Genomic DNA, 14,269 nt, shown 5'->3' on the forward strand with positions numbered 1-14,269 from the left:
AGGACCGTAACCGCCGTACGGCCCTGAGCCCAGCCGGTTTACGGGGACGGCTCAGAAGGTGAGCACGCCCCTGGCGACCTTGCCCGCCTCCGCGTCCTCCACGGCCCGTGCGAAGTCCTCCACGGGGTAGGTAGAGGTGACGAGTTCGTCGAGGAGGAGACGGCCCGAGCGGTACAGCTCGGCGTAGAGGGCGATGTCCCGCTGGGGCCGGGAGGAGCCGTAGCGGCAGCCGAGGATCGACTTGTCGAGGAACATCGCGGCGGGCAGGAACGTCGCCTCCGCCTTGGGCGCGGTCATGCCGAGGAGGATCGCCTGTCCGTGCCGGTCGAGGAGGTCGACGGCGGTGCGGACGAGCCCGGTGTGCCCGACGCACTCGAAGACGTGGTCGGCGCCGGTGGGCAGGATGCCCCGTACGCCGTCGGTGGAGTCCAGGAAGTGGGTGGCGCCGAAGCGGCGGGCCACCTCCTCCTTGTCCGGGTTGGTGTCCACGGCCACGATCGTGAGGGCGCCGGCGACCCGGGCGCCCTGGAGGACGTTGAGGCCGATGCCGCCGGTGCCGATGACGACGACGGTCTCGCCCCGGCCGACCTTCGCCCGGTTCAGCACGGCTCCGACGCCGGTGAGGACGCCGCAGCCCATGAGGGCGGCGGAGGTGAGCGGGATGTCCTTCGGGATCTTCACGGCCTGGACGGCCTTGACGACGGTCCGCTCGGCGAACGACGAGTTCGACGCGAACTGGTAGAGCGGCCGGCCGTCCCGCGAGAACGGCTGCCCCGGCATCCCGATGGCCTTGCGGCACATCGTGGGCCGGCCCCGGTCGCAGTCGGCGCAGGCGCCGCAGTTCGCGAGGGTGGACAGGGCGACGTGGTCGCCGGGGGCGACGTGCGTGACGCCGGGCCCGACGGCCTCGACGACCCCGGCACCCTCGTGCCCGAGGACGACGGGCACGGGGAACGGGATGGTCCCGTCGACCACGGACAGGTCGCTGTGGCAGAGCCCGGCGGCGGCCACCCCGACCAGCACCTCGCCCGGCCCGGGGTCCCGTATCTCCAGGTCGTCGACGACCCGGACCTGCTTCCCGTCGAAGACGACACCCCTCATGATCCGTTCTCCTTACCGGTGTTGGGGCGCTCGCCCGCCGCCGCGGCGCGCGCCATCTCCTCCAGGCGCGCCAGCATGGGCATCGGGTCGACGCCCACCGTCCCCGGCAGGAAGTCCGCGATCCGCTCGGGGGTCCACGCACCGCCCTCGGCGTACCCGGCCCGCAGTTCACGGGGCTGCGCCCAGACCGCGATCTTGGGTCCGGCGATCGTGTAGACCTGGCCGGTGATCTTCTCCTCGCGGGCCCGCTCGGAGAGCAGGTAGACGACCAGGGCCGCCACGTCCTCCGGCTCCCCGATCTCGGTCAGCTCCATCGGGACGTTGGCCGACATCCGGGTCCGTGCCACCGGCGCCACCGCGTTCGCCGTGACCCCGTACTTGTGGAGCCCGAGCGCCGCCGACCGCACGAGCGAGATGATCCCGCCCTTGGCGGCCGAGTAGTTGGCCTGGGCCACGGAGCCCTGGTGGTTGCCGCTGGTGAAGCCGATCAGCGTGCCGGCGCCCTGGCGGCGCATGACCGCCGAGGCCGCCCGGAAGACCGTGAACGTGCCCTTGAGGTGGGTCGCGACGACCGGGTCCCACTCCTCCTCGGACATGTTGAAGAGCATCCGCTCGCGCAGGATGCCCGCCACGCAGACGACGCCGTCGATGCGCCCGTACTCCGCGAGGGCGGTGTCGACGACCCGCCGGCCGCCCGCCATCGTCGAGATGTCGTCGGCGACCGCGACGGCCGTGCCGCCCGCCGCCTCGATCTCCTTCACCACCGAGAGGGCGATCTCCGAGGTCGGTTCCCCGCCCTCGATGGACACCCCGTAGTCGTTGACGACGACCTTGGCGCCCTCCGCCGCGCACGCGAGGGCGACGGCACGGCCGATGCCCCGCCCCGCCCCCGTCACGGCGACGACCTTGCCAGTCAAGAAGTTCCCCACGTCCGGCCCCTTCCCGCGCTTTCTGACGGTCCGTTAGATTCGTTCGTCGTCAGGATTCTACGGTCCGTCAGATACCGGAAAACAAGACCCCGGAGGCCCCGGATGTCTCTGCCCGCCGCATTCCACGAGATCGCCAAGCGCGTCAACAACTGGGGACGTTGGGGCCAGGACGACGAGATCGGCACCCTCAACCTCGTCACGGACGAGGTCGTACGGGAAGCCGTCGCCACCGTCCGCACCGGCCACCGCGTCCCGCTCGCCGTCGACCTGAAACAGGACGGCGTCCAGACCGGGATGATCCCCGGCCGGGTCAACCCGCTCCACGCCATGGTCCAGATCAACCAGGAGCTCTTCGGCCCCGGCACGGTCGCCACCAGCGACGACGCCGTGACCCTGGGCCTCCAGGCCGGCACCCACTGGGACGCGCTGACCCACGCCTCGCACTCGGGCCGCATCTACAACGGCCGCCCCGCCGGCACCATCACCCCGCACGGCGGCGCCGAGTTCAGCGGCATCCAGACCGCCCGCCACCTCGTCTCGCGCGGCGTCCTGCTGGACGTGGCCGCCGCGAAGGGCCTGGACCGGCTGCCGGGCGACCACGCCGTCACCCCGGAGGACCTCGACGAGGCGGCGGACTTCGGCGGGGTGACCGTACGGGCCGGGGACGTCGTGCTCGTCCGCACCGGCCAGATCCAGCTCTACTTGGCCGGGGACCGGCACGGGTACGCGTTCCCGTCACCCGGGCTCTCGGTCCGCACGCCGGAGTGGTTCCACGCGCGGGACGTCGCGGCGGTCGCCAACGACACCCTCACGTTCGAGATCTTCCCGCCGGAGATCGAGGACCTGTGGCTGCCCGTGCACGCCCTCCACCTGGTCGAGATGGGCATGCTCCAGGGCCAGAACTGGAACCTGGAAGCACTGTCCACAGCCTGTGCACAGGAGCGGCGCTACGCCTTCCTGCTCTCGGCGATGCCGGAGCCCTTCGTGGGCGCCACGGGGACACCCGTGGCACCGGTGGCCGTCCTCTAGGGCCTGCCTTTCGGATCAGGCCCCAGGACAGCCACCCACGAAGAACGGTCAGCAGGGCACCCGGCCGGGGGTGAAGGAAGCCGCCGGCGCGGGCGCGGCCGGAGCCGACCGGTCCACCTCGCACCAGATGCTCTTGCCGACGCCCTCGGGCTGCCAGCCCCACCGGTCCGCGAGGCCGTCCACCAGCTCCAGGCCGCGCCCGTTGGTGTCCTCACCCTCCGCGTGCCGGGGCTTCGGCGGGCGGTCGCTCCTGTCGGCCACCTCGACCCGCACCCCGCCCTCCGCCGCGAACAGCATCCGGAGCACGGCCGGGCAGCCGGTGTGCACCACGGCATTGGTCACGAGCTCGGAGATGAGCAGCACCAGCGTGTCCGCCAGCGGCTCGTCGTCCCCTATGCCCGAGCCGGCGAGCCTCGACCGGGCCCACCTCCGGGCCCGCCCCACCTCGGCCGGGTCGGGCCCGACCTCCAACTGAACCTGAAGCACCTGCACCGCTCACACCATCCGAACCGGCGGACACATCGCCTCGCGCCTCACAGACATCGACGTCCTTACGGAACGTGATTCCCTTGCGAGACAGCATGGTTGACGTACAGTCACCGCAACAAGCGCTTCGGGCATATTCCAGCGCGAAGGAGTACGCGTAGTCCATACTGTGCGACGCGCGCTGCGGGGAGTCGAACAGGAGCGCGCGGGGCGCCTCCTCGGGGCGCGAGCGGCGCACATTCCCGAACCCGGAGTCACCTCGGGGGCGACACCGGGACGATCCGGGTCAACACGCACTCGCATCCCACGGAGCGTACCGGAGCCGGAGGGCGACTCCGGGCCGTGACGGCCCCACCGAAGGACACAACCCGGTATCGACATTCCGTGACCCACCGGACGCGGAGGGCTACCGGCCCGTCACAGTCCGGCCGCCACCGCCTCCTCCGCCCGCGCGGCGGGCAGCCGCAGCTCGGCCCGCACCCAGGCCCGCTTGAGGTGCAGATGGACGTCCGCCTCCCAGGTGAAGCCCATGCCGCCGAGGACCTGGAGGCAGTCCCGGGCGTTGCCGACGGCGGCCGTGTCGGCGAGCAGCTTGGCCCCGGCGATCTCGACGGGGTCGGCGGTGACGGAAGCCGCACGGACGGCGGCGCGGGCCAGTTCGGCACGGACGAGCATCCCGGCGCAGAGGTGCTTCACCGCCTGGAAGGCCCCGATCGGCTGCCCGAACTGCTCCCGCTCGCGGGCGTACCCGACGGCCGCCTCGGTGCTCCACCCGGCGCTGCCGACCTGCTCGGCGGCGAGCAGGAGCGCGGCGACGAGCCGGTCCTCCCCGCCCTCCCCACCCTCCTCGGGAGACCCCGGCACCCGGTGGAGCGGTGTCAGCGGGTCCACCGACCGCATCGGCACGGCGCCGCCCGCGTCGCCGAGGACCACGTCGGCCTCGTCCAGCCAGGGGACGAGGCCCTCGGCCGCCTCGGTGACGACGACGGTGCCCTCCGCCGCGCCCGGCACGGCGCCGGCCGCCAGGTGCGTGGCGACCAGCGGCCCCGGCAGCAGGGCCCGGCCGGCCTCCTCGAAGACGAGCACCGCCTCCGGGAGGCCGAGCCCCACGCCCCCGTCCTCCTCGGGCAGCCGCAGGGCGAAGAACCCGGCGTCGCCGAGCTCCCGCCACAGCTCCCGGTCCAGGGCGGGGGCGTCGGCCGCCGCCCGGAGCGCCTCGCGGTCGAAGCGCCCTTCGAGGAGGTCCCGTACGCCCCTGCTGAGGGCCCGCTGGTCCTCGGTGAGTCGGAAGTCCACGGTGGGGTCACCGGCCCTTCGGCAGGCCGAGGATGCGCTCGGCGACGATGTTGCGCTGGATCTGGGAGGTGCCGGCCGCGATCGTGTAGGAGAGCGAGGAGAGCCGGTCCAGGGTCCAGTCGCGGCCGAGGTCGAGCGCGTCGGGGCCGAGGACCGCGGCGGCGGCGTCGTACAGCTCCTGGCGGGCGTGGGAGTAGTGCAGTTTGAAGACGGAGCCGCCGGCGCCGGGGACCCCGCCCGTCGCCTGGGCCTCGCTGACGTTGCCCTGGACGATCCGCCAGAGGGCCCGGAACTCGGCGGAGAGCCTGCCGAGCCGGCGGCGCAGGACGGGGTCGTCCCAGGTGCCGTTCTTCCGGGCGGCGCGGGCGAGTTCGCCGAGGAGGCGGCGGCAGGCGACGACCTCCCCGACGAACGCGGTGCCGCGCTCGAAGGAGAGGGTGACCATGGTGACCCGCCAGCCGTCGTTCTCCTCGCCCACCCGGTTCTCCACGGGCACCCGGACCTCGTCGAGGAAGACCTCGGCGAACTCCGTCGACCCGGCGAGGGTCCGCAGCGGCCGTACGGTGATGCCAGGGGCGTCCATGGGCATGGCGAGCCAGGTGATGCCCTTGTGCTTGGAGGCCGCCCCCGGGTCCGTACGGACGAGGAGTTCGCACCAGTCGGCGACCTCGGCGTGCGAGGTCCAGATCTTCTGGCCGCTGACGACGTACGCGTCCCCGTCGCGGACCGCCTTGGTGCGGAGCGAGGCGAGGTCGGAGCCGGCGCCGGGTTCGCTGAAGCCCTGGCACCAGACCTCGTCGCCGCGCAGGACCGGCGGCAGCCAGCGGGCGCGCTGTTCGGGCGTGCCCTCGGCGGCGACGGTCGGGCCCGCGTGGAGGAGGCCGACGAAGTTGGCACCGACGTAGGGCGCTCCGGCGAGTTCGGTCTCCTCCAGGAAGATGAGGCGCTGGGTCGGGGAGGCGTCCCAGTGGACGTCGGCGTATCCGGCGTCGTACAGCCGGCGCTGCCAGCCGCAGTCGTAGGCGCGGCGGCCCGGCCAGTCGAGCGGGTCGGGCCGTTCGGGGAGGCCGGGGAGGGTGGCGGCGAGCCATTCCCGCAGCCCGGCGCGGTAGTCCTCCTCCTCGTCGGTGCAGGAGAGGTCCATCAGACGGTGCCCCGGCCGCGGTCGAGGTCGAGTCCGAGCATGCGGATGGCGTTGCCGCGCATGAGCTTGTAGACGGTCTCGTCGTCGAGGCCCCGGACGTGGTCGAGGGCGACCTCCTTGGTGTGCGGGAAGGTCGAGTCGACGTGCGGGTAGTCGGTCTCGAAGGTGGCGTTGTCGCGGCCGACGACGTCGAGCGAGGCGATGCCGTGCTTGTCGCGGAAGAAGCAGCAGAAGATCTGCCGGTAGTAGTACGTGGACGGCGGCTCGGGGACGAGGTCGCGGACGCCGCCCCAGGCGCGGTGCTCCTCCCAGACGTCGTCGGCGCGTTCGAGGGCGTACGGGATCCAGCCCATCTGCCCCTCGCTGTAGGCGAGCTTCAGCCGCGGGAACTTCACGAGGACCCCGCTGAAGAGGAAGTCCATCATCGAGGCCATGGCGTTGTTGAAGCTCAGCGAGGCCTGGACGGCGGGCGGGGCGTCGGGCGAGGCGGCGGGCATCTGGGAGCTGGACCCGATGTGCATGTTGACCACCGTGCCGGTCTCCTGGCAGACGGCGAAGAAGGGGTCCCAGTAGCCGGAGTGGATCGAGGGCAGTCCGAGGTGGGTGGGGATCTCGGAGAAGGTGACGGCCCTGACGCCCCGGGCGGCGTTGCGCCGGATCTCGGCCACGGCGAGGTCGATGTCCCAGAGCGGGATGATGCAGAGCGGGATGAGCCGGCCGCCGCTGTCGCCGCACCACTCCTCGACCATCCAGTCGTTGTAGGCGCGGACGCAGGCGAGGGCGACCTCCTTGTCGTGGGCCTCGGCGAAGGTCTGCCCGCAGAAGCGCGGGAAGGTGGGGAAGCAGAGGGAGGCCTCGACGTGGTTGAGGTCCATGTCCTTGAGCCGGGCGACCGGGTCCCAGCACCCGCGCCGCATCTCCTCCCGGGTGATCCCCTCCAGGGTCATCTCGTCCCGGTCGAAGCCGACGGCGGCGATGTTGCGCTTGTACGGGAACTTGAGGTCCTCGTAGATCCACCAGTCGGTGGGCGGCCCGTCGGGATCCATCGCGATCTGGTACTTCCCGGCGACGTAGGCGAGCTCCCCGATCCCGGCGGTGAGCGGCCGGGGCCCCCGGTCCCGGTACTTCTTCGGGAGCCAGGTGTCGAAGAGGTGGGCGGGCTCGATCACGTGGTCGTCGACGCTGATGATGCGGGGCAGTTCCGTCATGACCCCTCCATGTCTCTCATGGCGCTTTCTGATGGACCGTCAGATCTGACGGGATCAGGCTAGCCCCGCACCCCTGGACCGACAAGCGCCGGGCCTCTACGCTCACCGCACCATCTGACGGAACGTCAGCCAAGAGGAGTACGGTCATGGATCAGACCGCGCACGCCCTGGGCGAGTCCGGCACGCTCTGGGAGCTCGTCGAACGTCGCGCCGAGCTCACGCCCGGCCGGCCCGTTCTTCTGCAGGGGGACCGGGTGCTCACCTTCGGGGGGCTCCGGGAGCGGGCCGAGCGGTGCGCCGCCGGGCTGTACGCCATGGGGGTGCGGCCCGGGACGGTCGTCGCCTGGCAGCTGCCCACCCGCATCGAGACCGCCGTGCTCTCCTTCGCGCTCGCCCGCCTCGGAGCCGTACAGACGCCCGTGATCCCCTTCTACCGGGACAAGGAGGTCGGCTTCGCGCTGCGCGAGTCCGAGGCCGAGTTCTTCGCCGTCCCCGGCGTCTGGCGCGGCTTCGACCACACCGGCATGGCCCGGCGGCTCGGCGCGCGCGGGATCTTCGAGGCCTACGACGACCTGCCCGACGGCGACCCGGCCGTACTGCCCCCGCCGCCCTCCTCGGGCACCGACGTCCGCTGGATCTACTGGACCTCCGGCACGACCTCCGACCCCAAGGGCGTCCTGCACACCGACCGTTCCCTGCTGGCCGGCGGCTCCTGCCTCGCCCACGCGCTGCGGCTCACCGCCGAGGACGTCGGCTCGATGGCCTTCCCGTACGCGCACATCGCCGGGCCCGACTACACCGTGATGCTGCTGCTCTACGGCTTCCCGGCCGTCATGTTCGAGCAGTTCGCACTGCCCGACGCCCTCGACGAGTACCGGCGGCACGGGGTGACCGTGGCCGGCGGCTCCACCGCCTTCTACGCCATGTTCCTGGCCGAACAGCGCAAGCGGCCCGGCGAACCCGTCATCCCCACCCTCCGGCTGCTCGCGGGCGGCGGCGCGCCCAAGCCGCCGGAGATCTACCACGCCGTGCGCAAGGAGCTGGGCTGCCAGCTCACCCACGGGTACGGCATGACCGAGGTCCCCATGATCACCATGGGCGACCCCGAGGACACCTCCGAGAACCTCGCGACCACCGAGGGGCGGCCGCCCGCCGGCATGGAGATACGGATCACCGGCTCGGGGGAGGTCCGGCTGCGCGGCGAGGCCGTCTGCCGGGGCTACCTCGACCCGGCGCAGACCGCCGCCGCCTTCGACGAGGACGGCTTCCTGATCACCGGCGACGTCGGGCACCTCACCCCGGGCGGCCACCTCGTGCTCACCGGCCGCATCAAGGACATCATCATCCGCAAGGGCGAGAACATCTCGGCCAAGGAGATCGAGGACCTCCTGCACGAGCACCCGGACGTCGGCGACGCCGCTGTCATCGGCCTCCCGGACACCGAACGCGGCGAGCGCGTCTGCGCCGTCGTGGAACAGCCGCCGGGCGCCGCCCCGCTGGCCCTCCCGCAGCTCACGGCCTTCCTGCGGGAGGCCGGCCTCTCCGTCCACAAGCTGCCGGAACAGCTGGAGGTGGTGGACGCCCTCCCCCGCAACGAGACGCTGCGGAAGGTCCTCAAGTACCGGCTGAGGGAACAGTTCGGCCCGAGGCCGTGAGCGCCGACGCCGTGAGGCCCGACTCCGTGAGCGCCGCCGACGCGCCCGCCCCGGAGACCGCCGCCGGTACGTCCTCGTACACCTCGAAGAGGCGGCGGACGCCGAGCGCGGCCAGCACCCGGCCGACGTGGCCCTCCCGGTCCTCCGGCAGGATCAGCCGCAGCCGGCCGCCGCAGGACCGGAGCAGCCGCCGGGCCGCGATCAGGACGCCGACCCCGCTGGAATCGCAGAACCGCACGGCGGACAGGTCCATGACCAGGTCGCGACGGCCGCCCGCCACGGCGTCGTGGACCCGCCGGCGTATCCGTGGGGAGGTGATCAGGTCCATCTCTCCGCGCACCTGGAACACCGTCCAGGAGCCGTACTCGTCCTCGTCGACCTCGATCGTCGTCACGTCCGCCGCCTGCCCAGCGGGGAAGGGACGAAACCCCCGGACCGGTGGATGACGCTTTCCTTACCACCCGGGTCCGCATCAAGGGCGCACTTGCGGCAAACAGGCGTGCGTTCTCGGCGCGGGCCACTACGTTGGAGGGGAACCGGGGAGCCGACGGGGATGCCGGGAGGGGCGGAGGACCGGATGGCGAGGGAGACACCACCGCGCTGGGACCGCAGGATGCAGCAGCGGCTGGCGCGCGGCGAGGCCGCCGCGCTCGGCGAGCTGTACGACCGGTTCGCCGCCCTGGTGCACAGCCTCGCCCACCGGGTCCTCGACGACGACGACGCGGCCGACCAGGTCACCCGCGAGGTCTTCGGCTACATCTGGGAGAACCCCGACGCCTACGACCCCCGGCAGGGCAACCTGCGCTCCTGGGTCGCCAAGCTGACCCAGCGGCAGGCCGTCCACCGGCTCCGGCAGGCCGAGGCCACGGCGTACGCGGAGACCGGGCTCGGCTCCGCCGAGGAACTGGAGCAGAAGGTCCGGCGGGCCACCGTCGCCGCCCGCGCCGACTACATCGTCACGTCCATGCCGAGACCGCTGCGGGCCGCGCTCGAACTGGCGTACTTCCAGCGCCGGGACTACCGGCAGACCGCCGCCGACCTCGGCGTCACCGAGGACGAGGCCCGACGGCGCCTGCGTCTCGGCCTCCAGCTGCTCTCCTCGGCCAACGCCCGCCCCGTCGAGGGCGGAGCACCGCCCGGTTACGGACGGGCACTGTGACCGGGGCGAACGACGACGCGGACGACGTCGCACGCGCCCCCTGGATACCGGGGCCGCGCCGGGCGGCCGACGACCACGCGGACCTGACGGCGGAGACGGCGTACGGGGACGGGGACACGGACACGGACGGGCGCGCCGACAGGGACGCGGACGGGCACGAGCTCGCGGACGGTCACAGGGACGCGAACGGCGTCGGCCCTCCGCCGGAACCGCAGCCGGAACCGGAACCGGAACCCGACGTGCCCGTCCTCAGCCACGGAGTGCTCAAGTCCCTGCTCGGGGCCTGGGCGCTTTCGGCGTGTTCGGCCGGGGAGACCCGGGCCGTCGAGGACCACCTCACCGCCTGCGCGCCCTGCGCCGACGAGGCCCTGCGGCTCCGCGACGCCGTGTCGCTGCTCCACGAGGACCGCGACCTGGACCTCGACCCGCTGCTGCGCTCCCGGGTCCTGGAGAACTGCCTGGGCCGCCGCCCGGCCCGCATCCCCGTCCCCGACTGGGTCACCCCGTACGACGCCGAGACCGCGCGGCTCGACGCGCTGCTGCGGGACATCGGCGAGTCCGAGTGGCACGCCCCGGTCCGGCTCAAGTGGTACGAGCAGGACCGCGTCGTGCGCCGCAAGGCGACCGTCGCCGGGGTCATCGGCCACCTCCTCGCCGTCGACGGACTGGTCGCGGCGTCGCTCGGACTCGACGACCCGCTGGGCGCCGGCACGCCCGAGCTGTCGCCGACGGAGCGCACCGAGGAGTTCTGGTCGGGTCTGGAGCGCCCCGCGAACCGGTCCCTGCGGGGTCCGTGGCGGGAGCAGAGCCACGCCCTGATCCGCACGGTCTCGTTCGCGGGCCGCGGCGTGGCGGATCTGACGGTCACCTACAAGGACTTCGCGCTGCCGCTGCGCGACTCGCTCCTGGAGCGGGCCTTCGAGTGCTGGGTGCACGCCGACGACATCGCGAACGCGGTGGCCTACCCGTACGCCCCGCCCAGCGGCGCGCATCTGCACGGCATGATCGACCTGGCGGCGCGGCTGCTCCCGGCGGCCCTGGCCGGGCGCCGTCGCACCGGCCTCGCGTCCCCGGCCCGGCAGCTCGTCGCGGCGGGCGCGCCGGGCCGCTCGCTCCACCTGGAGGTGGAGGGCGCGGGCGGCGGCCACTGGTACATCGCGCTGGACTCCCCGGCGGCGGTCGGTTCACCGGAACGGGCGGTGGCGCAGGTGGCGATGGACGGGGTGGAGTTCTGCCAGCTGGTGGCGGGCCACATCTCGCCGGAGGAGGCGGCGGCGGGCCAGGACGGCGACCGCGAGGCGATCAGGGACGTCCTGTTCGCGGCGGCCTCCCTGAGCCGGCTGTAGACGGCCGGTCGGCCCAGGGGTCCTGAGGGGTGGTACGGCTCCGCTACGCGAAGACGACGGTGCGGCGGCCGTTCAGGAGGATGCGGCGCTCCGCGTGCCACTTCACCGCGCGGGCCAGCGCCTGGCACTCCACGTCCCGGCCGATCGCGACCAGCTGGTCCGGGGTGACCTCGTGGCCGACGCGCTCGACCTCCTGCTCGATGATCGGGCCCTCGTCGAGGTCGGCCGTCACGTAGTGGGCGGTCGCGCCGATCAGCTTCACCCCGCGCGCGTGCGCCTGGTGGTAGGGCTTGGCGCCCTTGAAGCTCGGGAGGAAGGAGTGGTGGATGTTGATGATCCGGCCGGAGAGCTGCTTGCAGAGGTCGTCGGAGAGGACCTGCATGTAGCGGGCGAGGACGACCAGTTCGACGTTCTGCTCGCGGACGAGGTCGAGCAGCTCGGCCTCCGCCTCGGCCTTGGTGTCCTTGGTGACGGGGATGTGCCGGAAGGGCAGCCCGTACGAGCCGACGAGTGCCTCGAAGTCGGTGTGGTTGGAGACGACGGCGACGATCTCCACCGGCAGCGCGCCGATCCGGGAGCGGAACAGCAGGTCGTTCAGGCAGTGGCCGAACTTCGACACCATGAGGACGACGCGCATGCGCTCGTCGGCGCGGTTGATCTGCCAGTCCATCGCGAAGGAGTCGCCGACGGCGGCGAAGCTGGCCCGCAGCTTGTCGACGTTCACGGGGGCCTCGGCCGAGAAGTGGACCCTCATGAAGAAGAGTCCGGTGTCGCGGTCTCCGAACTGCTGGCTGTCCTCGATGTTGCACCCGGTGATGAAGAGGTAGCTCGACACTGCGTGCACGATGCCCTGCTTGTCGGGGCACGAGAGGGTGAGGACGTACTGGTCGGTCATCCCGTCAGCCTGCCACACCCGGGCCTTCCGGCGGCCCACCGTCCGCCAGACGGAACGGGTTCACGGACGCCCGGAGGGGGGCGACGCGCGAACGGCTCACCGACGGTTCAGGCCCCGGTCATGATCTGCAGCACGTCCAGCGAGCGCGGAGGCGTGTCGGGGTCCTCGCCGTCCGCCCGCGCCAGGTGGACGTGGGCCTCGCGGGCGGCCCGTACGGCCTCGGGCCAGCCGGGGTGCTGGAGGTAGGCGGAGACGGGGGCGTCCGGGCCCACCTGGTGCATGATCCGGAGCACCCGGAGGACGGCGACGTCGACGAGGGCGGCCTCGGCGGTGTCGCGGAAGATCGAGCCCACGTACTTCTCGGCGGACCAGTTGTCGAGCCAGGTGTCCTCGACCAGGCGGTATACGGCGTCGGTGACGTCGCCGTACCCGTCCAGGCCGGCCAGCCAGGTCGTCTCGTGGAACCCGGGGTCGGAGAGCATGTGCAGCGCCGAGCGCACGTTGCTGCGCCAGCGCCACCACGGCATGTCGTTGAGCGGCATGCCGCCCATGGTGGAGGAGCGACGGCCACGACGGGAAGAGTTCACCGAACCGGAGACTGGACTGGACACGTTTCGATCGTACGTTCCCCTGTCCGGTAACCGGAGTCGCCCCCTCGCAGCCCCCGTAATTCACCTTCACGTCACCCACCGTTGAACCGTGCTCACTCCCGCGTTACCCATGAGGCGGAAATGTGCATGCCCATGACCGGTAGGCGACTGACCTCACTCCTCGCGTACGTCACGACCGCGGCGGCCGGAGCCTCGATGCTCACCGGGTGTGGCGTGCTCCCTGGGGCCACGGGGGGCTCCAGGGAGCCCGTCACGGTGATGACCTGGGCCCCCGACCAGACCCGCGCGACCAACATGCCCGGAATGCCCGCCATGGCGCAGGCCTTCGCCCGCTGGGTCAACTCCCAGGGCGGGATCGACGGCCACGAACTGCGCGTCCTCACCTGCAACGAGCACAACACCCCCTCCGGCGCCGCCGCCTGCGCCCGCCGGGCCGTCCACGAGAACGCGGTCGCGGTCGTCGGCTCGTACAGCCAGAACGGCCGCGCCTTCATGGCCCCGCTCGAAGCCGCGGAGATCCCGTACATCGGCGGCTACGGCATCACGGAGGACGAGTTCACGAGCCCGCTCTCGTACCCCGTCAACGGCGGGCAGGCCTCGCTCATCGCCGGGCACGGCATGCAGCTCGCCGCGACCTGCCGGACGGTCTCGCTCGTCCGGCCCGACACCCTCGCCGGGGACAAACTGCCTGAACTGCTCAACTCGGGCCTCCGCAAGGCGAGCCACCGCAGCGCCGTCGACATCCCGGCCGTCGAGGACGCCGCCGAGTACAGCACGCAGGCGGGCCGGGCCCGCGAGAAGGCCGGCGACCGGGAGGGCTGCGTCACCGCCGTGCTCGGCGAGCGCACCCAGACCTTCTTCGACTCCTTCCGCCGCCTCCCCGAGGAGGAGGAAGCCAAGGGCTCCGACGGCAAGCGGGACGCCGTACGGATCTCCTCGGTGCTCGGCAGCGTCGGCCAGCCCGTGATCGACCGCACGGGAGGCGCGCACAGCCCCTTCGAGGGCGCCTACGTCACCGGCTGGTACCCGGAGGCCGACGACAAGAGCTGGGCGCCGATGCGGAAGGTCATCCAGGAGCACGCGTTCGCCGACAACCGGGTGGACCCGGCCGACGCGGGCGTGCAGACCACCTGGATCGCGTACACGGTCCTCAAGGAGGTCGTCGAGTCCCTCGGCAGCGACCGGATCAGCGCCGCGCAGATCACCCACGCCCTCGACCGGGGCGAGCGGATCGACACCGGCGGCCTGACCCCCAGCCTGCGCTGGAAGTACGAGGACCTGCTCGGCGCCCCCGGCTTCCCCCGGATCGTCAACCACCAGGTGACCTTCCAGGTGGTCCGCAAGGGCCGGCTGGTGGCGCAGAAGCCCGGCTTCGTCGACGTCGGCGCGACGGTGCTCAGCGCGCCCTGA

14 protein-coding genes are annotated in these 14,269 nt (G+C 72.4%); 5 read left to right on the forward strand and 9 right to left on the reverse strand.

The annotated features are described in order from the left end of the window. Positions 1 to 51: 51 nt before the first annotated feature. Both ASD33_RS03135 and ASD33_RS03140 read right to left on the reverse strand, forming a co-directional pair. On the reverse strand, positions 52 to 1,101 hold the full coding sequence (locus tag ASD33_RS03135; RefSeq protein ID WP_056552747.1) for a Zn-dependent alcohol dehydrogenase: 1,050 nt from the start codon (positions 1,099 to 1,101) through the stop codon (positions 52 to 54). Further along, a complete protein-coding gene (locus ASD33_RS03140; RefSeq protein WP_056552750.1) occupies positions 1,098 to 2,030 on the reverse strand; it encodes an SDR family NAD(P)-dependent oxidoreductase in 933 nt (310 codons plus the stop codon). The genes ASD33_RS03135 and ASD33_RS03140 overlap by 4 nt, the downstream gene beginning before the upstream one ends. A gap of 102 nt (positions 2,031 to 2,132) precedes the next feature. Here ASD33_RS03140 and ASD33_RS03145 point away from each other — a divergent pair, with 102 nt between their 5' ends. Further along, positions 2,133 to 3,059, forward strand: coding sequence for a cyclase family protein (locus tag ASD33_RS03145; RefSeq protein WP_056552753.1), 927 nt, complete (start codon positions 2,133 to 2,135; stop codon positions 3,057 to 3,059). A gap of 48 nt (positions 3,060 to 3,107) precedes the next feature. Here the strand turns inward: ASD33_RS03145 and ASD33_RS03150 are convergent, their stop codons facing one another. The 4 genes from ASD33_RS03150 to ASD33_RS03165 all read right to left on the reverse strand — a co-directional run bounded on the left by ASD33_RS03150 (position 3,108) and on the right by ASD33_RS03165 (position 7,193). Beyond that, positions 3,108 to 3,551: an ATP-binding protein gene (locus ASD33_RS03150; RefSeq protein WP_056552756.1), complete on the reverse strand. Its 444-nt coding sequence runs from the start codon at positions 3,549 to 3,551 to the stop codon at positions 3,108 to 3,110. A gap of 411 nt (positions 3,552 to 3,962) precedes the next feature. Further along, positions 3,963 to 4,841, reverse strand: coding sequence for an acyl-CoA dehydrogenase family protein (locus tag ASD33_RS03155; protein WP_056552759.1), 879 nt, complete (start codon positions 4,839 to 4,841; stop codon positions 3,963 to 3,965). A gap of 7 nt (positions 4,842 to 4,848) precedes the next feature. Further along, positions 4,849 to 5,985 carry an acyl-CoA dehydrogenase family protein gene (locus ASD33_RS03160; protein WP_056552762.1) on the reverse strand — a complete coding sequence of 379 codons (1,137 nt, stop codon included), beginning with the start codon at positions 5,983 to 5,985 and terminating at the stop codon, positions 4,849 to 4,851. Beyond that, the gene (locus ASD33_RS03165) at positions 5,985 to 7,193 is read right to left on the reverse strand and encodes an amidohydrolase family protein (RefSeq protein WP_056552764.1); all 1,209 of its coding nucleotides are present in this window, start codon (positions 7,191 to 7,193) and stop codon (positions 5,985 to 5,987) included. Before ASD33_RS03165 ends, ASD33_RS03160 begins: the two co-directional genes overlap by 1 nt. 146 nt (positions 7,194 to 7,339) lie before the next feature. On the opposite strand from ASD33_RS03165, the gene ASD33_RS03170 reads away from it, so the two are divergent. Next, positions 7,340 to 8,848: an AMP-binding protein gene (locus tag ASD33_RS03170; RefSeq protein ID WP_056552767.1), complete on the forward strand. Its 1,509-nt coding sequence runs from the start codon at positions 7,340 to 7,342 to the stop codon at positions 8,846 to 8,848. Here the strand turns inward: ASD33_RS03170 and ASD33_RS03175 are convergent. Next, positions 8,808 to 9,242, reverse strand: coding sequence for an STAS domain-containing protein (locus ASD33_RS03175; RefSeq protein ID WP_079044508.1), 435 nt, complete (start codon positions 9,240 to 9,242; stop codon positions 8,808 to 8,810). The genes ASD33_RS03170 and ASD33_RS03175 overlap by 41 nt on opposite strands. A 183-nt stretch (positions 9,243 to 9,425) precedes the next feature. Here ASD33_RS03175 and ASD33_RS03180 point away from each other — a divergent pair, with 183 nt between their 5' ends. Beyond that, complete coding sequence (locus ASD33_RS03180) at positions 9,426 to 10,007, forward strand: sigma-70 family RNA polymerase sigma factor (RefSeq protein ID WP_056553806.1); 582 nt, start codon at positions 9,426 to 9,428, stop codon at positions 10,005 to 10,007. Then, positions 10,004 to 11,353 (forward strand): maleylpyruvate isomerase N-terminal domain-containing protein, encoded by a 1,350-nt coding sequence (locus tag ASD33_RS03185; protein WP_056552771.1) that lies wholly within the window; start codon positions 10,004 to 10,006, stop codon positions 11,351 to 11,353. Before ASD33_RS03180 ends, ASD33_RS03185 begins: the two co-directional genes overlap by 4 nt. A 43-nt stretch (positions 11,354 to 11,396) precedes the next feature. On the opposite strand, the gene purU is transcribed toward ASD33_RS03185, so the two are convergent. Beyond that, positions 11,397 to 12,248, reverse strand: a complete 852-nt coding sequence (gene purU, locus ASD33_RS03190; RefSeq protein ID WP_056552774.1) for a formyltetrahydrofolate deformylase — start codon at positions 12,246 to 12,248, stop codon at positions 11,397 to 11,399. 107 nt (positions 12,249 to 12,355) lie between these two features. Beyond that, positions 12,356 to 12,799, reverse strand: a complete 444-nt coding sequence (locus ASD33_RS03195) for a hypothetical protein (RefSeq protein ID WP_056552777.1) — start codon at positions 12,797 to 12,799, stop codon at positions 12,356 to 12,358. A gap of 192 nt (positions 12,800 to 12,991) precedes the next feature. On the opposite strand from ASD33_RS03195, the gene ASD33_RS03200 reads away from it, so the two are divergent. Next, the gene (locus tag ASD33_RS03200) at positions 12,992 to 14,269 is read left to right on the forward strand and encodes an ABC transporter substrate-binding protein (RefSeq protein ID WP_056553809.1); all 1,278 of its coding nucleotides are present in this window, start codon (positions 12,992 to 12,994) and stop codon (positions 14,267 to 14,269) included.

This window comes from Streptomyces sp. Root1304, from assembly GCF_001426405.1.
Lineage (GTDB): Bacteria > Actinomycetota > Actinomycetes > Streptomycetales > Streptomycetaceae > Streptomyces.

What these genes read in the sequence shown, in the direction of transcription:
- ASD33_RS03165 (WP_056552764.1), bottom strand. Translation starts at nt 7,193, where the DNA reads ATGACGGAACTGCCCCGCATCATCAGCGTCGACGACCACGTGATCGAG.
- ASD33_RS03180 (WP_056553806.1), top strand. Translation starts at nt 9,426, where the DNA reads ATGGCGAGGGAGACACCACCGCGCTGGGACCGCAGGATGCAGCAGCGG.
- ASD33_RS03200 (WP_056553809.1), top strand. Translation starts at nt 12,992, where the DNA reads ATGACCGGTAGGCGACTGACCTCACTCCTCGCGTACGTCACGACCGCG.
- ASD33_RS03170 (WP_056552767.1), top strand. Translation starts at nt 7,340, where the DNA reads ATGGATCAGACCGCGCACGCCCTGGGCGAGTCCGGCACGCTCTGGGAG.
- ASD33_RS03145 (WP_056552753.1), top strand. Translation starts at nt 2,133, where the DNA reads ATGTCTCTGCCCGCCGCATTCCACGAGATCGCCAAGCGCGTCAACAAC.
- ASD33_RS03160 (WP_056552762.1), bottom strand. Translation starts at nt 5,985, where the DNA reads ATGGACCTCTCCTGCACCGACGAGGAGGAGGACTACCGCGCCGGGCTG.
- purU (WP_056552774.1), bottom strand. Translation starts at nt 12,248, where the DNA reads ATGACCGACCAGTACGTCCTCACCCTCTCGTGCCCCGACAAGCAGGGC.
- ASD33_RS03195 (WP_056552777.1), bottom strand. Translation starts at nt 12,799, where the DNA reads ATGGGCGGCATGCCGCTCAACGACATGCCGTGGTGGCGCTGGCGCAGC.
- ASD33_RS03135 (WP_056552747.1), bottom strand. Translation starts at nt 1,101, where the DNA reads ATGAGGGGTGTCGTCTTCGACGGGAAGCAGGTCCGGGTCGTCGACGAC.